Annotated in this window: 19 protein-coding genes; 4 read left to right on the forward strand and 15 right to left on the reverse strand. The window is 41.0% G+C overall.

Annotated elements, in window-relative coordinates; all coding sequences use genetic code 11:
- Positions 1-30 precede the first annotated feature (30 nt).
- From mutS to JOC37_RS02555, 7 genes are all read right to left on the reverse strand, one after another.
- Positions 31-2661 carry a DNA mismatch repair protein MutS gene (gene mutS, locus JOC37_RS02525; RefSeq protein ID WP_476580492.1) on the reverse strand — a complete coding sequence of 877 codons (2631 nt, stop codon included), beginning with the start codon at positions 2659-2661 and terminating at the stop codon, positions 31-33.
- 205 nt (positions 2662-2866) lie between these two features.
- Positions 2867-3241: a YlbF/YmcA family competence regulator gene (locus tag JOC37_RS02530; protein WP_204615633.1), complete on the reverse strand. Its 375-nt coding sequence runs from the start codon at positions 3239-3241 to the stop codon at positions 2867-2869.
- 11 nt (positions 3242-3252) lie between these two features.
- Positions 3253-4596, reverse strand: a complete 1344-nt coding sequence (miaB, locus tag JOC37_RS02535; RefSeq protein ID WP_204615645.1) for a tRNA (N6-isopentenyl adenosine(37)-C2)-methylthiotransferase MiaB — start codon at positions 4594-4596, stop codon at positions 3253-3255.
- A gap of 113 nt (positions 4597-4709) precedes the next feature.
- Positions 4710-6218 carry a 4-alpha-glucanotransferase gene (malQ, locus tag JOC37_RS02540; protein ID WP_204615648.1) on the reverse strand — a complete coding sequence of 503 codons (1509 nt, stop codon included), beginning with the start codon at positions 6216-6218 and terminating at the stop codon, positions 4710-4712.
- A gap of 54 nt (positions 6219-6272) precedes the next feature.
- A complete protein-coding gene (locus JOC37_RS02545; protein ID WP_238480709.1) occupies positions 6273-8072 on the reverse strand; it encodes a glycoside hydrolase family 13 protein in 1800 nt (599 codons plus the stop codon).
- Between the two features lie 681 nt (positions 8073-8753).
- The gene (locus JOC37_RS02550; protein WP_204615653.1) at positions 8754-9011 is read right to left on the reverse strand and encodes an alpha/beta-type small acid-soluble spore protein; all 258 of its coding nucleotides are present in this window, start codon (positions 9009-9011) and stop codon (positions 8754-8756) included.
- A 165-nt stretch (positions 9012-9176) separates the two neighbouring features.
- Complete coding sequence (locus JOC37_RS02555) at positions 9177-9656, reverse strand: hypothetical protein (protein WP_204615656.1); 480 nt, start codon at positions 9654-9656, stop codon at positions 9177-9179.
- 412 nt (positions 9657-10068) lie between these two features.
- Between JOC37_RS02555 and JOC37_RS02560 the strand changes: the two genes are divergently transcribed.
- The 3 genes from JOC37_RS02560 to JOC37_RS02570 all read left to right on the forward strand — a co-directional run bounded on the left by JOC37_RS02560 (position 10069) and on the right by JOC37_RS02570 (position 10970).
- Positions 10069-10416, forward strand: coding sequence for a hypothetical protein (locus JOC37_RS02560; RefSeq protein WP_204615659.1), 348 nt, complete (start codon positions 10069-10071; stop codon positions 10414-10416).
- Positions 10417-10474: 58 nt separating this feature from the next.
- Positions 10475-10633 (forward strand): hypothetical protein, encoded by a 159-nt coding sequence (locus JOC37_RS02565; RefSeq protein ID WP_204615661.1) that lies wholly within the window; start codon positions 10475-10477, stop codon positions 10631-10633.
- Between the two features lie 169 nt (positions 10634-10802).
- Positions 10803-10970, forward strand: coding sequence for a hypothetical protein (locus tag JOC37_RS02570; RefSeq protein WP_204615664.1), 168 nt, complete (start codon positions 10803-10805; stop codon positions 10968-10970).
- 408 nt (positions 10971-11378) lie between these two features.
- Here the strand turns inward: JOC37_RS02570 and JOC37_RS02575 are convergent, their stop codons facing one another.
- Positions 11379-13031, reverse strand: a complete 1653-nt coding sequence (locus JOC37_RS02575) for an AMP-binding protein (protein WP_204615673.1) — start codon at positions 13029-13031, stop codon at positions 11379-11381.
- A 279-nt stretch (positions 13032-13310) separates the two neighbouring features.
- On the opposite strand from JOC37_RS02575, the gene minC reads away from it, so the two are divergent.
- Entirely contained in the window at positions 13311-13964 is a 654-nt protein-coding gene (gene minC / locus JOC37_RS02580) for a septum site-determining protein MinC (RefSeq protein WP_204615676.1), read from the forward strand.
- Between the two features lie 82 nt (positions 13965-14046).
- On the opposite strand, the gene JOC37_RS02585 is transcribed toward minC, so the two are convergent.
- The 7 genes from JOC37_RS02585 to JOC37_RS02615 all read right to left on the reverse strand — a co-directional run bounded on the left by JOC37_RS02585 (position 14047) and on the right by JOC37_RS02615 (position 20684).
- Positions 14047-14592 (reverse strand): NUDIX domain-containing protein, encoded by a 546-nt coding sequence (locus tag JOC37_RS02585; protein ID WP_204615678.1) that lies wholly within the window; start codon positions 14590-14592, stop codon positions 14047-14049.
- A 207-nt stretch (positions 14593-14799) separates the two neighbouring features.
- A complete protein-coding gene (locus JOC37_RS02590; protein WP_204615680.1) occupies positions 14800-15564 on the reverse strand; it encodes a response regulator transcription factor in 765 nt (254 codons plus the stop codon).
- 2 nt (positions 15565-15566) lie between these two features.
- A complete protein-coding gene (locus JOC37_RS02595) occupies positions 15567-16760 on the reverse strand; it encodes a histidine kinase (protein ID WP_204615682.1) in 1194 nt (397 codons plus the stop codon).
- A 782-nt stretch (positions 16761-17542) separates the two neighbouring features.
- On the reverse strand, positions 17543-17830 hold the full coding sequence (gene eutM / locus JOC37_RS02600; protein WP_204615684.1) for an ethanolamine utilization microcompartment protein EutM: 288 nt from the start codon (positions 17828-17830) through the stop codon (positions 17543-17545).
- Positions 17831-17851: 21 nt separating this feature from the next.
- Positions 17852-18493, reverse strand: a complete 642-nt coding sequence (locus tag JOC37_RS02605; RefSeq protein WP_204615686.1) for a phosphate propanoyltransferase — start codon at positions 18491-18493, stop codon at positions 17852-17854.
- A gap of 2 nt (positions 18494-18495) precedes the next feature.
- Positions 18496-19980: an acetaldehyde dehydrogenase (acetylating) gene (locus tag JOC37_RS02610; protein ID WP_204615688.1), complete on the reverse strand. Its 1485-nt coding sequence runs from the start codon at positions 19978-19980 to the stop codon at positions 18496-18498.
- 68 nt (positions 19981-20048) lie between these two features.
- Positions 20049-20684: a BMC domain-containing protein gene (locus JOC37_RS02615; RefSeq protein WP_204615691.1), complete on the reverse strand. Its 636-nt coding sequence runs from the start codon at positions 20682-20684 to the stop codon at positions 20049-20051.
- Positions 20685-20701 lie beyond the last annotated feature (17 nt).

A 20701-nucleotide genomic window follows, 5' to 3' on the forward strand; every position in this document is an offset into this window, starting at 1 on the left:
AATTAACTGTTCTAAATATTATGTTAAAAGTTAAATTATGCTTTTTAGTTTTCTGGCTTTCTTCTGCAGCTCAAACAGCACAGTAAGTGCTTCCAGGGGGGTTGTATCCAATAACTCCAAGTTTAGTAATTCATCAATCATTGCCGCAATTTCCCGGCTGCAAGTGAACAGTTCCAGTTGAGTGTCTTCCTCTTTTGCCGCGGCAGCCTGTTTTTCCCCGGTAATCACTTCTTCTGCTGCCCGGCAGTATCTCTCCAGGTCTTCTACTAAACCATTGGCTCTATCAATTACTGTACCGGGCAGTCCCGCCAACCTGGCACAATGAACGCCATAGCTCTTGCTGGCCTTTCCCGGTACAATCCGGTGCAGAAATATCACATTGTCTCCCTTTTCTTCCACTGCCGCGGCATAATTTTTTAAGCCGGAAAGGCTGCCTTCCATTTCTGCCAATTCGTGATAATGGGTGGAAAAAAGAGTACGACAGCCCACCTGATGATGCAGATATTCAATAACTGCTTGAGCAATGGCCATACCTTCTAAATTAGATGTTCCCCGCCCCAGTTCATCAATAATCACCAGGCTTTTTTTGGTGGCCAGACGCAGGGCGTTATTACACTCGTTCATTTCAACCATAAAGGTGCTGCGCCCGGAGGCCAGGTCATCAGAGGCCCCCACCCTGGCGAAAATCCGATCCACTATCCCAATTTCTGCACCGCCGGCGGGAACAAAGCTGCCCATTTGAGCCATGATGGTTATTAAAGCCACCTGTCTTTGATAAGTACTTTTGCCTCCCATGTTGGGTCCGGTAATTAAAGCGATATATTTTCCTTCGTTATCCAGGTGTGTATTGTTGGGAACAAATTCTCCTTCTTCCAATGCCCGTTCCACCACCGGATGCCGTCCCTCAGAAATGTCAATTCTACCGCTGTGGTTTACCACCGGTCTAACATAGTTATATTTTACCGCAGCTTCAGCCAGTGACACCAATACGTCTATACTGGCCACCGCGTCGGCACTTTGTTGAATACGTGGAATCTCCGCAGCTACAGATTCCCGTAATTGCACAAAAAGACGATATTCCAGTTCCACCAGTTTATCTTGGGCGCCGAGAATCATTTCTTCATATTTTTTAAGTTCCGGGGTTATAAATCTCTCCGCATTGGCCAGGGTTTGGCGGCGCTGGTAATCCTCCGGCACTGCATCAAGGTTACTTTTGGTAACTTCAATATAATAACCAAATACTTTATTAAAGCGGATTTTAAGGGATTTAATTCCGGTGCGCTCCCTTTCTTTTACTTCCAACCGGGCTAACCAATTTCGTCCGTTGGCGGAAGCATCCCGCAGTTTGTCCACTTCATCATCATAGCCGCTCTTAATCAACCCACCATCCCTTAAACTAACCGGCGGATCATCAGCCAGCGCCCTTTCCAGCAGGTCCGACAAATCTGCCAGCACGTCAATTTTACCGGCTGTTTCCAGCAGCAGTGAGCTGCCGCTGTCACTTAAAAGTTTTTTAATTTCGGGCAGTACGGCCAGGGAATTTTTAAGTGCCAGCAGATCCCTGGCATTGGCTGTACCGTAAGACACCTTTGCGGTCAGGCGTTCTAAGTCGTACACCTGCTTTAACGACTGTCGTAAATCTTCCCTTAAAAATATACTTTTTGTTAGTTCCTCCACCGCATCCAGCCGGGCATTGATTTGGTCAACATCTAAAAGAGGCTGCTCTATCCACTTTTTAAGTTTTCTCCCGCCCATGGCGGTAACGGTGTGATCAAGCACCCACAGCAGGCTGCCTTTTTTATCGCCCTCTATTAACGTCCTGGTCAATTCAAGATTACGCCTGGCCGGACCATCCAGCGCCATATATTGGGCTGTGGAATATTTATTTATCTTTCGGATATGACTTAAATTCCGCTTTTGAGTTTCCAATAAAAAGCGCACCAGTGCCCCGGCAGCCCTTAAGCACAGGGAATTTCCCGGCAGGTCTAACTGGTCTGTTACCTGCGGCGAAAACTGCCGATTTAGGTAGTCAACAGCTTCATCTTCATGGTAATAATTTTCATTACAAAAATTTAAAGCCGCTGAACAGCTGAGTTTGATACTCTTTATTAACCGGTCATCCTGCTGCATACTTTCCGGCAGCAGGATTTCCGATGGCTGTAAACGTCCCAGTTCATCAATTAGGGTGGCGTTAATGGAGGAGTCCTTTAGTTCAGTAACCATAAATTCCCCTGTACTAACGTCGGCAAACGCCAAGCCTAACTCCTGCTTGCCCAGCAGTATAGAGGCAATATAATTATTTTTTTTCTCCTCCAGCAGCTGCCCTTCCATAACTGTACCGGGAGTAATTACCCTGGTCACCTGGCGTTTAACGATTCCCTTGGCTGCTTTAGCATCTTCCACCTGATCACACAGCGCCACTTTGTAACCATTGGAAATCATTTTGGCAATATATGAATCAACAGAATGGTACGGTACACCGCACATGGGTACCTTCTGATGGCTGTCTCTGCTGGTTAACGTAATGTCCAGCACTTTGGATGCTATTAAGGCATCTTCGAAAAACATTTCATAAAAGTCACCCAAACGGAAAAACAGAATGGAATCGGGATATTGTTCCTTTATGCTTTTGTACTGCTTCATCATCGGTGTTAAACCCAACTTCATCCCTCCCGCCATCATTATATCACAGCAGCCAAATCTTGGGACAACAGATACGGGTTATCCTACCCTGAAAAATGGTATCTCGCCGAGCCCGGCAGTATTTGCACGTCGTTCACCGGTTTCTAAAATGTAAAAACCCTGCATGGTATATAACCATACAGGGTCTTGAAGGCCGGGCACCTCCCGGCCGGTTTTTCTAGCCTCAACCAGATGTGGAACAGCTGGCCCCGTGCTGGTGGCCGCGTTTTTCCAACATTGCTTTGTTAATGGTTTCATTAACGGTATTCAACAAGTTTTGAAACTTGTTTTGTGCCTTATGAAATTCATTAATGAACTGGTTTTCCAGCATCTTAACTTCTTTCTCTTCAAAGGCCTTAATTTCCTCCGGGGTAATTTGCTCCCCGCGCATTTGTTTTTGCTGATACTGCTGCTGTAACTGCTGGTACTCTTTTAATAGTTCCTGAGCGGCAGGATCTTTAAGCATGGCTGCTTCCTTCTCCTGAACTGCACTAAACTCTTCAGACTCAGCAATCAGCTTTCCAAGTTCCAAAGCCTGGTCTAAAATTTGTTGGGACATATTCTCACCTCCTAACCACAATATTCCCCATCTAAGTGGGTAAGATGACCGGCAGTAATTTTTACCGGCACAATCTTTCCAATTAAGTCACTGCCACCGGTAAATATCACCAGCTTATTGGTCCTGGTTCTTCCACCCAACCTGTTAACGTCATTTTTGGTTGGCCCTTCCACCAGTACCGCTTCCACGTTTCCTTCCAATTCCTTATTTTTTTCCAGGGAAATTTTATTTTGCAGCGCTATTAATTCTTGGATGCGCTCGGTTTTAATTTCTTCCGGCACCTGGTCTTCAAGTTTTGCCGCCGGTGTACCTTTGCGCTTGTTATAAACAAAGGTAAAGGCACTATCGTACCTCACTTTTTTTACTATGTCCAGGGTGTCGGCAAAATCTTCGTTCGTTTCCCCCGGAAAACCAACCATAATGTCGGTGGTTATACTGGCGCCGGGAACTTTTTCTCTGATTTTGTCTATTAAATTTAAATATTGCTCCCGGGTATATCCCCTGTTCATTTTCTTCAGAATCCGGTTGCTTCCCGCCTGAATGGGTAAATGAAAGTGTTCGCATACCTTATCGCTGCCGGCGATAACTTCAATCAATTTATCGGTAAAATCCCTCGGGTGGGAGGTTGTATAGCGCAGCCGTTCCAGTCCTTTGATTTCATTTAAGCGCAGCAGTAAATCTGCAAAATCGAAGGGTGGATCGAACTCTTTGCCGTAAGAATTTACATTCTGCCCTAACAGGGTGATATCCTTGTACCCCCGGGCCACCAATTCCTCTATTTCCCGTACAATATTTTCCGGTTTACGGCTGCGCTCGCGCCCGCGTACATAGGGTACAATACAATAAGTGCAGAAATTATTGCACCCGTGCATAATGGTAACCCATGCCTTTATTCCCGGGGCCCGTTTTACCGGAATATTTTCCACCAATGCATCGGAATCAGCCCATACTTCCAGCACCGTTTCCCGGGTTTCCTGCAGCTGACTTATGTAACGGGGCAGTTCATGTATATTATGGGTACCGAATATCAAATCCACATGGGGAAAACGTTTTTTAATGCTTTTCCCAACGTCCTTTTGCTGAGGCAGGCAGCCGCACACGCCAATAATTAAATGAGGGTTGTCCTGTTTTAATTTCCGCAGCCGCCCCAGCAATCCCCAAACTTTGTTTTCAGCAGTTTCCCGCACACAGCAGGTTACCAGCAGAATAATATCTGCCTCTGTTTGGTCCCCGGTGGAATGATAACCCATTTCTTCCAGTTGACCGGCCAAAATTTCAGAATCATGTTCTGACATTTGACATCCGAAAACTTTAATATAATATTTACCTTTACATTTGTGCACCATGATCTTCATCCTTTTCCAGGCAGTCTATTTCATTATATCTATTATAAGCAGATGATGCAATTGATAAAAGATTAAAAACGCGGAATAAAAATAATAAAAGGTCCTAACAGGCCTTTTATTATTTAACGGTTATACACGCTGGCCAGGGCGGCCAGTTTTTTTTCAAGTTTTTTAGTCAGCATTTTCTTGGCATATCTCCACTGCCAGTTACCTTCGGCTGTGCCCGGCGTGTTCATTCTGGCCTCACTGCCCAAGCAGAGTATATCTTGTAATGGAATTATGGCTGTATTGGCATTGCTTTGGTAAGCAGTTTCAATAAAGCGCCAGCAGATATCCTCGCTGTTTGCTGCTTCGGCATGGAGATGATAATATTTTTTTATTATTTTTAGCGTTTCTGGTTTTTCTACCGCAATGGTTTTATACCAGCCCAATATGGTATCATTATCATGAGTTCCCGTATAAACCACAGAATTCTTATCGTGATATTCCGGGGCAAATTCTTTCTGATCTCCGCTTTCAAAGGCAAATTGTAATACTTTCATTCCCGGAAAATTAAACTGATCCTTTAACTCTTCTACCTCCGGCGTGATTACACCTAAATCTTCAGCAATTACCGGCAGTTCATTGCCCTGCATATATTTTTTGACAGTAGAAAAGAATTCATGACCCGGTCCCTTTACCCATCTGCCGTTAACCGCCGTTTTTTCCCCGGCCGGCACCTCCCAATAGGCTTCAAAACCCCTAAAATGATCGATTCTAATTATGTCTACCAATTTTAAAAGATTGTTAATTCTTTCTCTCCACCATTTATAGTCATCCGATTTCATGGCTTCCCAATTGTATATGGGGTTTCCCCAGAGCTGCCCGGTCTCACTGAAGTAATCCGGCGGCACGCCGGCAACTTTCTCAGGATTACCCAAACTGTCCAGCTGAAAAAGATTGGGGTTGGCCCATGTATCGCTGCTGTCATAGGAAACATAAATTGGCAGGTCGCCGATAATTTTTATCCCGTTCTGGTTGGCGTAATTCTTTAGATTTAGCCACTGGGTAAAAAATTTATATTGAAGAAAGTATTGATATTCTATTTCCTGCTGCAGCGCTTCTTTATAATATCCAACGGCCCTTTTATCTCTAAAGGCAGCTGCTTTATCCCACCGGTTCCAAGGTGCTCCATTAAATTTATATTTCAGTGCCATATACAAGGCATAATTCTCCAACCAGTAGGAATTTTCTTTTAAAAAATGAATGTAATCTAATTTTTTTTCTTGATTTTCAAAGGTTATAAAGGCTTTTTTTAACAATTGGTTTTTAAATGATATTACCCTGCTGTATTGAACCCTTTGCTCATCGAAACTTGGTATGTTTTGTACATCCTGGGGTGTCAGCAATCCTTCACTTACCAATTTATCTATGCTGATAAGCACTGGATTTCCTGCAAAGGCCGAAGGGCTTTGGTAAGGCGATGCACCGTACCCCCCGGGATTTATAGGCAGTATTTGCCACAGTTTTTGGCCGCTTCTTTTTAAAAAGTCTACAAAGCTGTATGCTTCTTCTCCTAAATCTCCGATACCATATTTTGATGGCAGTGAAGTGGGATGAAGAAGTATACCGCACTCTCTTGCAAATTCCATTTTTATCCCCCCGGGGTTTTCATTCTCTGATGGTGCCGTATGTGGCATAGGCAGCTATTCCAATGCTGAAACGTTACTCATTAATAATTTGCCTTCCAAGGGCTTTAATAAAACATTAAGTCTGCCGTCTTTTAAATGAAATTTCCGACCTTCCTGCAGTACATCTATTAAAATTCCATTGCACCACCGGCTTAAATCTATGGTAAGGTCAATCTTTTCCTTGGGATGGCGGTTAAACAGCACCACTGCAGCATTGTCCTTTTTATTCTGTCCAAATACATCTTTGCCATTTTCTATTAACCTAAGATACCCATAAAAATCTCCCTGGGGATTCAGGGGCACCCAGCGGCCGGTTTTTAAAACATCATGCTGTCTTCGCAAAGCTATAATTTTTTTATACCAGTTGAGAAGCTGCCGGTTTTCCCTACCCCAGGGATATGTGGCCCTGCAGAGGGGGTCCCCGTAACCTTCCATTTCTGCTTCATCCCCGTAATAAATGCACGGCACTCCGGGAAAGGTCATTTGAAAGAGGGAAACCAGTTTTAGTCTCTCAATAGCTAACTTTTTTTTATCCGGGGGCAGCTTATAACAGCCCTGCTCCTCTTTAGATAAATTTTCTTCCGCCGGCGCTTCCCCCAATATGGTTAACACCCGGGGAACATCGTGGGAGCCAACTAAATTCATAGTGGAATAAAAGTGTTCCAATGGATAATTTTCATAAAGGCTCATAAATGCCCGGTGAATATCCTTAACATCTCTTTTGTTGAGGATAAAGTCAAGTAAAATATTTCTAAAGGGGTAATTCATCACCGAATCCAGTTCATCACCCAGCAGGTACTCACGCATTTTACCATAACTGATTTTGTTGGAAGCATCTTCCCATACTTCTCCAATCAGAACTGATTCCGGATCTAATTTTTTCATTTCTTTACGCAGCCGTTTAACAAACTCATCGGGCAGTTCATCCACCACATCTAATCTCCACCCCTTAATACCCATTTTCATCCAATACTTTAGTACACTGTCTTGATCGTAAATAATGAAGTTTTGATAGGACGGATCCATTTCATTTACATTGGGCAATGTGTCTATTCCCCACCAGCATTCATACCGGTGCGGCCAATCATAAAATTTGTACCAGGAATAGTAAGGTGATTCTTTTGATTGGTACGCACCTATTTCCGGATAAGTACCTTCTTTGTTGAAATAAATGCTGTCACTTCCGGTGTGACTGAACACCCCGTCCAGGATAATGGATATCCCCATTTCTTTTGCTTTGCTGCAGAGCTCTTTAAATAACATGTTATCTCCGAACATGGGGTCTATTTTTTTATAATTTGCGGTGTCATACTTGTGATTGCTGGGTGCCTCAAAGACAGGGTTAAAATAAATTATATTAATACCCAATTCTTTTAAATAAGAAAGTTTTTTTATTACCCCCAGCAAATTGCCTCCAAAAAAATCATAGCACACTGTTTTTCCCGAATCGGGATCAGTTCTGTAATAGGGCGTGTCATGCCAATTATTATAAACATAGCATTTTTGTTTTGGATTAAGCATTTGACCTCCGTCATGGCCGTTATAAAAACGGTCTACAAAAATTTGATACATTACGGATTCTTTAAACCAGTGGGGAACAGATAAGTCTTCTTTATAAACGGTTACCTGGTATGATGGGGGTTGATGTTTATATATTTGCCCTATTCCACCAAAGTTGTCTGCATTATTACCATAGTAAAATGTTTTTCCGTTGATATGAATAATGAAAAAATACCACAACAGGCCTGGGGTGGATGGAGTAATTATTTCACCCTGATAAATCTTTTTATTATCATCATCTTCGCTGAGCTGCATGTTAATTTTTTCTTCTTGATTTATATGGTTCCAAAGACGCAAAGTTACAAATTGCGGATATTCCCGGGAGTATATCTCCAGCCGTAAGGTTATTTTGGTATTACATGCAACGGCTCCAAAGGGAGCGCGAAAAAATAAGTCCTGTGAATTATGAAAAATCCATTCTCGGCACAATAATTTTTCACCTAACTTTCAATCACATTTTTAGCTATTTTTCCCAATTCACAACACATTATCCTATAAAAAAATAAACCCTGCCAACTTATATCCAAGTTCTGACAGGCTTAAAAAACCTATTTTAGATTAACTTTTGGGTTAAACAGCTGCTGCAGGTACAGTTTATTTTTTTCCTTTTCCGCCCATAAATAAGTACAGGTTGCCGGACTTATAGCTCTGCCAATGATGATCATTCCACCGGTACCATTACATTTAACATAGTCTCCTAATTTTTTACAACTAAAAACTAAAATATTACCATTAATAAATTACTATATTTTCTATAAATTCCTTTTTATGAATCAAAAAACTTACTGTATAATTTAACAATCTTAAGGTATAATACCAGCAAAGAAACCGCCCTGTATAAGGACGGTTTCGGTTATTAATTTTTACTGCCGTTTTAGGGTTCAATAGTCACCTGCAAAATCGCTTATGACCATTGCCCTATTCGTAATGTTTAATTTACTGCTGTTGAGGAGTTTCCAATTGAGCAGATTGAGTAACTTGAGCTTGCTGTCCCTGGGATAAAGCCTGCTCAGCATAAGCTACCAGTCTTTTGGTCATGTTACCACCAACATACCCGTTTACACGGCTGGGCAGCTGCCCTTTATCCATTTGTTGATAGTTGGTGATACCAAGCTCATTTGCAATTTCATACTTCATTTGATCCAAAGCACTGGCAGCACCGGCTTTTACAGGTTGATTAGTGCTACGAGCCATTAAATATCGCCTCCTTAATTTTTTTATTTTTTTGTTTGGCTCTATCTCTATTATGGCTTTCGCAAAAAAAATAATGTGTGAAAAATAATAACAACGTTTACAATAGCAAGCAAAAAACCTCTGTTTTGTATAAACAGAGGCAGATTTGTAAATGTGTAAATTTTATTAAACTACACGTTTAATATTTTGACGTCTCCATTTTTCTTTTATCCGGTACATCATCAAATTCCATCTTTTGTTATCGTTTACTATACTTCTTAAAGTAGCGGCAAACATTATGTTGCCAATCCTGCAAGCGGAAGCTAAATCTTCGTTGTTTTCTCTCATCTTAGTCATAATATATCTATATTCTTTCCGTTCTAAAAAAGGCAGTAAATCAACCGGTTCTAAAAAATCTGAAAAATCATAAAATAAATTTTGCAAATCAATCAGCTGCTTTTTTAATCTCAGTATTGCCAGTGCACCGCGATCACCGCTAAAAGGTATTTTCTTTTGCCTGGCAGCTTCAATTATTACCTGCGGATCTTTTTCTAGAATTTGAATTATACCTGCCCGGCGCAGCACATCACTAAATTCCCGGTTCAATTTTAAAGCCATTTGTCTAAATTCAGCAGCCCTAATCAAAACTTCTCTTAATAACAGCATATACTGAGCCTCCCGCTTCCAAAATATCTTTTTAATATATTGATTCAATAAATTAAATATTTTCTCCTTCGAAGATACTGACTTCTTTTGTCGTCGGGATATACAAATAATGTCGCTTGGTTGGAACACCGACTTAACGCCTGCTGAAACAAAAATACGGTGGAGAGCACGAAAATATGTGAGGGAATTTATACTTCTTAGCCGTTAAAATAATGTGCCCCGGGCGCACCATTTTCGGGAGTGCAGGGCCGCCGTTGGGCTGCCCCACTCCCTTTTTACAAATATATGCCAGGAAATTATTTTTTGCTACAAACGGGGCCAGGATTTTATTTATTGAACTTGTTGTAACAGACCTGCCTCTTGTATCGTATCATGTATTGATGGTATAAACTGGAGAGAGGAGGGTATTACAGTGAAAGGCAAGTTTGATAAACAAACACGGCATAATAACCATCCACATAACCCTATAATGCATTTAACAATGCTAGCACTGCTTTCACATCCCGAAACTGATAAACATTTAGACCAGGCAATTTCTCTTATTGAGGGAATTTCTAATACCATTCGTACACTGCGCAGGGGAATGGATTCTCTGCACACAGGAATAAAGGAAGCACAGCAGCAGATGCTGAGACTGCCCTACGGTCACACAAATATTCCCAATCAGCTGACAAATAATCAGCCTTACAGCAAGTTCCCAGGCAATGAAAACATAAATACTCTGCCCGCTAAGGAAAAAGACGAAGATAATAATCGCTAAAGGTATATAACATTACCCCTAAAAGGAAAGATAAAAGCAAAAAATCAGGGGTGATGTGATGTTTAAATATCCTCGTTTAGGTTGGTGGGTTGTACACTTGGGAATTTTATCATTATTAAGCTTTATTGCTGTTAAAATGTTCAGTGGTCAAAATAAAGATGTGATAACGGCTAACTTAGCTTATCCTAAACAAATGCCTGTAGATAGAGAACCTTAATTGCAGCATAAATTATACCCAAAAGACTTGGTACTTTTCCCTAAAATCTTTACAACTCACAAAAGCCTTGAATTTATTTCAAGGCTTTTGTGAGTTGAAATTAAAAAAGTCTCCCAAAACAAAAACGCTGGGCAGGTTAGCGGCATATGATGCCACAGGAGGTGTTTTCATGGTGCAAACACAGGTGTTAAAGGAACCCGTGTTAGATAAAATTGAATTACTGGTTCCACCCAGGGTGACATTGCAAATTGCTGCCATCGCTGCTGAACGCGGGCAATCGATAAATGAAGCCATTTTGGATGCCATTAACGAATATATTAAAAAGTCAAAACAATAAACTTTACCTATCCGGGTTTTGAAGTTATAATAACTTATTAATTAACTATAATACAAAACCCGGAGGTGATGTTTATTATGAACCGGGCTGTCAATGAAGAGCTACCACTGCCGCAGTGCTACTACCCTGTAAAGATTGGAACCAGGGGAAGTATCTGTTTGCGTTTTGGGTGTTCTCCGGTATGTGTTAATTGCAGGTTTGCCAAACCTAAAAATACACCGGCATGTTATGCCGCATTACCTGGATATCCCGATGAGTGTGTATCTTCTTATTACTCGCCCCAATGCAAAACATTCTGTAAATATGCCAGTACTGATTAAATTGTACTGCACCTTTATCATCTGCAGCTCGTTCCTCAGCGCTTAGAAGCCGGAGTAGAAAATACTCCGGCTTCTTTAAACACTCACTTTAACGCAGAGGGGGCAGATTTTTTTTCATTCTTTCCATTTGCCTTAACTGCACCCTTCTAATCTTCCCGCTGACAGTTTTTGGCAGCTGCTCTATGAATTCAATCTCCCTGGGGTATTTATACGGTGCCGTGGCTTTCTTAACGTGCTCCTTAAGTTCTTTTATCAATTCCATTGAAGGTTCATATCCCTCTGCCAACACAACAAAAGCTTTTACAATTTCTCCCCGCAGCTCGTCAGGACTGGCCACCACTGCCGACTCAGCTACCGCGGGATGTTCTATTAAAGCACTCTCTACTTCAAAGGGGCCAACCCTATAACCGGCGGTAAGGATTACATCGTCAGCTCTACCTACAAACCAGAAATAACCATCTTTATCCTTAACCCCCCTGTCGCCGGTTACATACCAGCGGCCCCTGCGGGTGGACAGCGTTTTTAATGGATCCTGCCAATATTCTTTAAACAATCCCGCCGGTGGCTCGGGCTCAATTTCAATCGCTATATCTCCTTCTTTACCCGCCGGAAGTTCTGCTCCCGTTTCATCGATAATGGCTACTTTAAAACCCGGGGTTGGTTTGCCCATTGATCCCTGGCGAACATCCAGGCAGGGGAAACTGCCCAAAACCAGTACTGTTTCTGTTTGACCGTAACCGTCTCTAATGGTCAATCCCGTATGCTGGCGCCAGGTATCTATCACTTCAGGGTTTAGGGGTTCGCCGGCCCCAACACAATGTCTAAGGGATGAAAAATTATACTGCGATAAATCTTCCAATACCAGCATACGATAAATAGTCGGGGCAGCACACAAGGTGGTAATGGGATATTCCTGTAACAGCTCCAACATTCTTTTCGGGTTGAATTTTCCCACCTCATGATGGACAAATAGGCACGTCCCCTGGTGCCAGGGACCAAATAAACTGCTCCAGGCCGCTTTACCCCACCCCGTATCCGACAGGTTCCAATGCAAGTCATCTTCCCGCAAATCCAGCCAGTATTTACCTGTCACTTTATGTGCAAAGGGGTAACTGACATGGGTATGTAATGTCATTTTAGGATACCCTGTGGTACCGGAAGTGAAAAACAGCAGCGCACCGTCATCGCCCTTAGTTTTAACCACCGGAAAATCCGCAGGTGCCGATTCAACAGCGGACTGGTAATTAATCCAACCTTCTCTTTTTCCCACCACTAACTTTGTTTTCAAAGATGGACAGTTGGCAGCTATTTCATCAACCTTTCCGGCATTGCTTTCGTCTGTGATAATTGCCACCGCCTTGGCTGATTTAATTCTAAACTCGATATCTTTGGCAGTTAGCTGAACAGTACCCGGACTGATTATTGCCCCCATTCTGATACAGGCTACCATTGATTCCCACCACTCTATTAGGCGGGGCAGAATGATAATTACACAATCACCCTGATTTACACCATTTTCTTTTAAAACGTTGGCCAAACGACATGATTGTGTACTTATTTCTTTAAAAGTACGTTTAACTTCTGAACCATGGTCATCAACCCAAAACAGTGCCAGTTTACCCGGTTTCTCTGCCCACTTATCCACCACATCAGTGGCAAAATTAAAATATTCCGGAACGTTCCATTTAAATTCGCTGTATGTCTTTTCATAGTCCATCATATTATGCGGATATTCTGACATGATAGTCCCCCGTTCTAAAAAATATTTTATAAAAACATGTCAAATTATTGAACAAAGCATTTTCAGAATATTGCTAAACAATGTTATATTATATTCGATGCCATTATTATATTTCCTTCTACAATTTTGGTAAAGCATTTTAAGCTAAATTGTCAAACCATTTGTACTTTTATGTTTAGACTCTTTCTTTTCAATGTTTTTTATAAGATTAGAAGGAAAAAAACAGCGAAGGTCGAAAAAACTATTAATAATGCAAATATTTGGAAGGGGGCGGGATTTATGGCTGAACCTGTTAATATCAAGGGTACACGAAACGGCCTTGTAATTTTATTTGATTCCAACGCCGATTATGATGAAATTAAAAATTATTTGCATAAAAAAATGCAGTCTGCCAAGGGTTTCTTTAAAGGTGCTAAGTTTACATTGCAAAATCATAATGATATTCCCGAGAATTATAGATCGGAAATAGAAGAAATTTGCACGCAGTACGGTCTGATTCGTTCCGAGGAAAAGATAGAATTACCTAACTTTGCCAATAATACAACCGATAAAAAAAATGATTTTTCTTCTGTTAAAAGAAATAAAACACCGGAACCTCCGGGCGAACAAACGCTGTTGATAAAGCGCACCTTGAGATCAGGACACAGTATAAAATATAACGGTCATGTGGTGGTAATGGGAGATGTTCATGCCGGGGCAGAAATAATTGCCGGTGGTAATGTTATGGTGCTGGGGCGCCTAAGCGGTGTGGTTCATGCCGGCGCCACCGGAGACGTTACTGCTAAAGTGGTGGCCAATAAATTATGCCCCACACAACTGCGGATTGGACCTGCCATAGTAACCTCTCCCGATGAGGAACCACAGTATCCGGAAATAGCTAAGCTGCATAACGGTCAAATTATGGTGGAAAAATTCGTCCCCTCAAAAATGTAAACCGGGCTGCGCCCGGTTTTACAATTTCTATGCTGTCGGCTTATATAAAAGACAGCTGTTTTTCTTTGATGGTTTCTGGTTTTTAATCCCCTGATCGTTCCCGGGTTTTTACTGCCAGCAAACCGGCAATAGTTTTGGCATCCTCTATTTCTCCGGCAGAAATCATTTCTACCGCCTTGGACAGCGGAACTTTTTCCACTTTTAAAAATTCATCTTTATCCAGCTGCTGTCCTTGATATGTTAAATTTTCAGCCAGGTAGACATGCAGTATTTCATTACTAAAGCCGGGAGTGCTGTAACAGCTAAACAGCTTGCTCAGTTTGCCGGCCACCATACCGGTTTCCTCCAACAGTTCTCTTCTTACACAGTCATCCGGGGCTTCACCCGGGTCCAGTTTGCCGGCCGGTATTTCCAATAAAATTTTCCCCACCGGATGCCGGTACTGTCTAACCATTAATACTTCCCCATTATTATCAATGGGCACCACCGCCACCGCTCCCGAATGTTCCACCACTTCCCTGGCAGCAATTTTTCCATTGGGCAGCTCCACCGAATCAATTCTAAGGCTTACCACCTTACCCCGATGCAGCATTTGAGAAGAAATAGTTTTTTCGGTAAGTTTCATCATTTATCACTCTCCATTTTCTAGGCTCCAGTATTTTAATAATTCAACAAAAGCGACCGGCTGCTTAGTCAACAGCCCCGAAAACTTAGTAATTATTTTACCAGTTTTTCTCATAAAAGCTAGTATACTTCATTGCCATTAATATTAAATATGCTGCTGCATTGATTCTTTTTTCATAAATCCGGAATACTTGTAGTAACTTTGTGGGACTCAGTTATTATTATTTGTGCTGTCATATAGATGTTTTGTTCTGTATTCTTTTGGGGTCATATTCATTTGCTGTACGAAGACACGATTAAAATAAGAGGGATCTGTAAAACCACATTCACTTGAAATGCGATAGGCGGGATAATTGGTTGTTTCTAATAATTTACAGGCATATTCAATCTTCAATTTATTTACATACTCAACATAGGAGATTCCTACTTCTTTTTTAAAGATGCGGCTGAAATATTGGGGATTCAAAAATACATGGGAAGCAACTAATTTCAGAGGTAATTTTTGTTTAAAGTTATTGTGAATATACTTTATTGCTTTTTCAATAAAATATCTCTGGTTAGTTTTCGGTTCCGTAATTTCTTCATCGGCATTTGCTTGGCACGCAGCTGCAGCAGTCAACAGATCGTGGAATAATTTTTTAAAAACAGAAGGTTTGATGGGTTTCAGCAAGTATTCATGAACGCGGAGACGAATTGCTGTTTGCGCATAGGAAAAGTCTGAACATGCCGATATAATCATAACATACGCCTCGGGAAGAAATTTTCTTATCTCCTGAAGGGCCTGTAAGCCATCCATTTCAGGAATGCGTATATCCATCACTATGATGTTCGGTCGATATTGTTTGGCCAGTTTGACAGCCTGAATTCCACTTTGACAAGTGATTATCTTATCTTTATGAAGAAAATTTTCGGCCACAATAGATTTGAGAAATTCCAATTCGATTAATTCATCTTCCACAATTAAAACTACACTCATCACTATCGCCTCGCAGTAAGTTTGGTTGGAATCGAAATGATAACGGTACTTCCACTATAGTCTGATTTGGCAATTTTCAACCCGTAGCGTTCTCCGAAATATCGTTTCAACCGTTTATCTGTACTACGAAAACCTATTTTTCGTTTATCTTCTAATTTATGTAAATTTTGTAAAACCTCTTTGGGAAAACCATTCCCATTATCCATAACAAAAATATTGATGTCATTTTTATATTTTTCTGCATAAATTTTTATCTTACCCCCATCCCTTTTAGGAGTAATACCATGGATAAGAGCATTCTCAACGATGGGCTGTATAATCATATTGGGTATTCTATGGGGTTTAATATGATCTGCAATGTCAATTTCATATTCCAGGCGATCTTTATACCTTATCTTCTGAATATACAGGTATTTCTCGACATTATCTATCTCCGCTCCAATGGTATGTAATTCATCGTCTTGCTTTAAGTTGTACCGCAATAAATCGGAAAGACAGTAAATGAGTTCTTCCGTTGTATGAGATTTTTCAAAATAGGCAATACGTGCTATGGTATTTAAGGTATTAAACAGAAAATGGGGATTAATCACCAAAGACATATTTTTTGCTTCCAGGTCAATAATCTTTTTTTCCAGTATTTCTTTTTCAATAGATAATCTTGCTATAGTCGAATCAGTATTATTGATGCTTTTAGAAAATTCATAGGAAATATTCTTGGCAATATGGTTGCAAAGTTGTTCATGAATGTCAATTTTGTTTTCTTCGATGGTTTTTATTGCGGCAATTGATTTAGCAATAAATTCACATTTTAGTTTTTTATCCTTTGCTATAGTCATTATATCGATTAAATATTTTTGATATTCACTATCCGTTAAATAAACCTGTCCTCCGACGATATAGCCTACAGTTTGATTGTTAATATCAACTGGCAAAATAATGTTTACAAGTCCGTATCGACAGGTAAATCGGTTTCTCTCACCTAGTTTCAATCTAGAAATATAGTCTAAACATATCCTCGTTTCGTCATCCTGACAAATAAGCTTGCAAAAATCGGGTGACGGATTAAACTCAAGCAGAATATCACCATTGGTATCAATCAGCTGTAAAGAAATATTAGATAAGGATAAAAGCCCGCTATATCGGGAATATAGATTGGAATCTATAAATTTTCTTAATATTCTGTCATAATCAGTCATACCTTTTCCCAAGATCCCCTTTCTCTGCTTGCTTGTATTTGCTTGGTTGATTTAACATCCAGTTAAACCCCCTATATTAGAGCCTTTGTCCCAAAATCGCCTTGTTTCATATTTTTTACTAAATTAACGCTTGAACTTCTTAGAAGTCCCACAGCCTTGACAGTCTTAAAAACTGTCAAGACTACCAATACAGTGCTTAGTGCTTAATTAAATTCTTATGATAACGAAATGATTCGATATGGGCATTTTGGTTCGGTATCTTGGGTGGAGTACATTAATCTATAACATTCGATCATAACATCTATGATGCACATTAAATAAAAAAATCTATTTTTGCCAGCAATTAGCTCTAAAAGGCACTCTTTAATTTATTCATCGCTAATTGGCTGGTTATTTAAAGCTAGTAAAATCCTGGAATTTTCTTCCGCCTGACTAAAAGGGTTTTAGGGGTTATTTCGCAGCGTTTAGCTATTCGGATTCGGATGCAAGTCCAATTTATTTATGTCAAAAAGATCAAATGCATAAAGCATACTTTCAATAATTTATAATACAATATCCTTATAAAAATGTAAATAAGATAGCATAACACCGAACCTTGAATAAAAAAACACCCAATTTTGCACAGCTTAACTTTACAATCAACAATAATAATATGGACACGATAAATGGCTGGTATTAAACCAGTGAGAAAAGTGTTCATTCTTAACATTTACATTATTATTTAAGGGGCTGCCATTTTCATCGAGGCAGCCCCTTTATCGTACGACCTGTCTAATTATCCATTATGCTTCTTTTTTGACTGAAGGGAGTATCATTTCTACGTCAGTGTGTGGACGCGGAATGACATGAACGGAGATTAATTCGCCAACTCGCTGAGCAGCAGCAGCACCGGCATCGGTCGCCGCTTTTACAGCACCAACATCTCCTCTTACCATAACGGTTACCAGAGCACCGCCGACTTTTTCATAGCCAATCAGCTGAACGTTGGCAGCTTTAACCATGGCATCCGCTGCTTCAATTGATCCTACCAAACCTTTGGTTTCAATTAATCCTAAAGCTTCTGATCTCATTTTTATTTCCTCCTAAATTTTTTATTTTACTATCGTTATTCTTGAGGTTGATTTGAGAAGCATAGCATTCGCTTCTTCAATGTCGATATGAAATTCAAGAGCCGCGTTATCATCGACTCTAATGACAACATTGGAGTAAGTTCCTCCACGAGCTCCACCTGTTTGTATGGTTACCTGTTCTCCATCGCTTACACCAAAGCGTTTTGCATCTTCCGGTGTCATATGAATATGCCGCTGCGCAATAATAACGCCTTGGGACAAAATGACGCTTCCTTTGGGGCCAATGATAGTAATCCCCGGAGTTCCTTGCAAATCTCCAGACATTCTCACCGGCACGATTATACCAAGTTTGAAACAATCTGACTGGAGTATTTCTACCTGCGTTTCGCTTCTTACTGGCCCGAGAACACGAACATTTTCAATAGCACCCTTGGGACCGCATATGGTCAGGGTTTCCTTACAGGCATATTGCATGGGTTGGGACAAATCCTTGATTTTTGTCAATTGGTATCCTGCACCAAACAAAGTTTCCAAATCTGCTTGGGAAAGATGGATATGACGGTTAGATATTCCCACGGGTATAGAATTGTCTTCCTTTTTTAAATACCCCCCTTCTTTGAGCACTTCTAATAGAAGTTCTGCTAAAGCGTCATACTTTCCCACTTTTAGTAGTCACCTCTTTTTTTTAGCAGCGCGAGAACTTCATCCACAAGCATCATAATCTGGTCTTCACTGATGGCATTGGAGCTGTCACGCTGTGCTGCGCAGTCTGAACAGGAAGTGTTTGTACTTTCGGTGTAGTCTTTGATTCCATAAGCTACACGTTTTTTATTAATCAAGTGCATGGGTGTTACATTATCGGAAGTTGCACTTCCTCCCCAAGTGCCACAACCCAGTGTAAAAGCTGGAGCTAATCCGGTACTTAAACCCACACCGCCATGGGTGGAGGGTGTGTTTACTAAGATTCTGAATACAGGCTTTTCAGCAAATTTTATAGCCATTTCAGGGTTTTCCGTATGAATGGAAAGACTGTGTCCAACACCGCCATTATTCAATAATTTAATGCACAAATCGCAAGCTTCTCGCCAATCTTTTACAGTATAAAAGGCCAGCACGGTAGTTAACTTTTCGTAAGACAGAGGATATTCCTGCCCCACGCCCTGCTGTTCACCCAACAGGACTTTTGTTCCCGGCGGAATCGATATACCGGCACTATCTGCAATGACTTCAGCAGATCGCCCTACCATTTTTGCATTCATGGCATGGCCGCGGATAAACAATTTTTCAGCAACTTTGTCTGTTTCCGCAGGGGTCATGAAGTAGCCCCCTTGGCGTCTGAATTCCTCCATAACTTGATCGCGAATACATTCTTCAACAATAACCGCTTGCTCAGATGCACATATAGTCCCATTGTCAAAGGTTTTACTAGTGATAATATCTTTGACTGCTTTTTGTATATTGGCAGTTCTTTCTATATAGGCCGGAACATTACCCGGGCCTACGCCTAGTGCTGGTTTCCCTGCGCTATAGGCAGCCTTTACCATAGCTGTACCACCTGTGGCAATAATCATGTCCACTTCATCGCATTTCATTAGTTCATTGGTTGCATTCATAGAAGGTTTTGAGATACAGCCAATAATATTAGCCGGAGCACCAGCTGCTACTGCAGCGTCATTCATCAATCTGGCTGCTTGCAGCGTGCATTTCAAAGCCGAAGGATGCGGTGAGAACACAATGCCGTTACGGGATTTAATAGCAATAATGGCTTTGTATATAGTCGTAGATGTAGGATTGGTTGAAGGAATAATACCCATGAGCAATCCTACCGGTTCCGCAATTTCCACGACTTTATTAACTTGATCGTCTTTAATAATTCCAATGGTTTGCATTGGTTTAATGAATTTATACAGCTCTGTGGAAGCAAGCTTATTTTTTAAGGTCTTATCTTCTACATTGCCAAATCCAGTTTCTTCCACAGCCATTTTTGCCAAAGAAACAGCATTTTCCTCAGCTGCTTTTACCATATTACAAATTATTTTATCAATCTGTTCGCTATTGAATTTTGCAAGTTCTGCTTGTGCCAGTTTGGCCTGACGGGCAAGATTTCTGGCCTCTTGCACAGATTGTAAATCATAATCAAAGGTTTCCATATTTACTCTCCCTCTCCCCACTGTCTTATCCCGTTTTTACAGGCATACCAATTACACATTTATTGTCCTTACTTGTTACTGTCTCTCTGGTAATATTCTGTTAGTTTTTTGATAAGCAAGTCTTTATTTGCTTTTGATATGGCTCTACCTGTTATGCCAAGTTCCTTGTATTCTCTCGCCAACTTGCGAAGTTTTGCTACGGAGAGCAATTTTAATGCCTCAATACTTTTTTCAAGACCGAATTTTTGTATGAAAGCATCAACCTCCTCTTTGTGTAATTGCTTCAGCGTTACGGGTGGTTCTGTCGACTCCGCTGCAATATTCTGCTTTGACGATAGATCGTTTATGTTGGCTGTTGGATCAGATCCCTGAGGGAAGCCTGATTTCTCCTGTGGTGGCACAGGCATTGGTTGTTCCTCAACGGGATTTACCCTTACAATGACCATGTTTTCAATTTCATCATGCGGTCTGGGAATTATATGTTGAGAAACCAATGACAAGCGGCCAATCTTTTCAACCGCTGTTATACCTGCTTCCACGGCGGCTTTAACAGCTCCCACGTCACCGGTTACAACAATTGTTACAAGGCCACCGCCTACAAAGGTTCTCTCCACAAGTTCCACTTGTGCCGTCTTGAGCATAACATCTGCACATTCAATAGCAGGAAGAAGTCCTCGTGTCTCAATTAGGCCAAGGGCCTGCATCGCTTACCCTCCTCTTA

The organism is Desulforadius tongensis (assembly GCF_016907915.1).
Lineage (GTDB): Bacteria > Bacillota > Desulfotomaculia > Desulfotomaculales > Desulfohalotomaculaceae > Desulforadius > Desulforadius tongensis.

Coding starts and splice junctions, on each gene's coding strand:
- JOC37_RS02530 (WP_204615633.1), bottom strand. CDS start 3,241: ATGTCCCAACAAATTTTAGACCAGGCTTTGGAACTTGGAAAGCTGATT.
- miaB (WP_204615645.1), bottom strand. CDS start 4,596: ATGAAGATCATGGTGCACAAATGTAAAGGTAAATATTATATTAAAGTT.
- malQ (WP_204615648.1), bottom strand. CDS start 6,218: ATGGAATTTGCAAGAGAGTGCGGTATACTTCTTCATCCCACTTCACTG.
- JOC37_RS02545 (WP_238480709.1), bottom strand. CDS start 8,072: ATGCAGCTCAGCGAAGATGATGATAATAAAAAGATTTATCAGGGTGAA.
- JOC37_RS02550 (WP_204615653.1), bottom strand. CDS start 9,011: ATGGCTCGTAGCACTAATCAACCTGTAAAAGCCGGTGCTGCCAGTGCT.
- JOC37_RS02555 (WP_204615656.1), bottom strand. CDS start 9,656: ATGCTGTTATTAAGAGAAGTTTTGATTAGGGCTGCTGAATTTAGACAA.
- JOC37_RS02565 (WP_204615661.1), top strand. CDS start 10,475: ATGTTTAAATATCCTCGTTTAGGTTGGTGGGTTGTACACTTGGGAATT.
- JOC37_RS02570 (WP_204615664.1), top strand. CDS start 10,803: ATGGTGCAAACACAGGTGTTAAAGGAACCCGTGTTAGATAAAATTGAA.
- JOC37_RS02575 (WP_204615673.1), bottom strand. CDS start 13,031: ATGTCAGAATATCCGCATAATATGATGGACTATGAAAAGACATACAGC.
- minC (WP_204615676.1), top strand. CDS start 13,311: ATGGCTGAACCTGTTAATATCAAGGGTACACGAAACGGCCTTGTAATT.
- JOC37_RS02585 (WP_204615678.1), bottom strand. CDS start 14,592: ATGATGAAACTTACCGAAAAAACTATTTCTTCTCAAATGCTGCATCGG.
- JOC37_RS02590 (WP_204615680.1), bottom strand. CDS start 15,564: ATGAGTGTAGTTTTAATTGTGGAAGATGAATTAATCGAATTGGAATTT.
- JOC37_RS02595 (WP_204615682.1), bottom strand. CDS start 16,760: ATGACTGATTATGACAGAATATTAAGAAAATTTATAGATTCCAATCTA.
- eutM (WP_204615684.1), bottom strand. CDS start 17,830: ATGAGATCAGAAGCTTTAGGATTAATTGAAACCAAAGGTTTGGTAGGA.
- JOC37_RS02610 (WP_204615688.1), bottom strand. CDS start 19,980: ATGGAAACCTTTGATTATGATTTACAATCTGTGCAAGAGGCCAGAAAT.
- JOC37_RS02615 (WP_204615691.1), bottom strand. CDS start 20,684: ATGCAGGCCCTTGGCCTAATTGAGACACGAGGACTTCTTCCTGCTATT.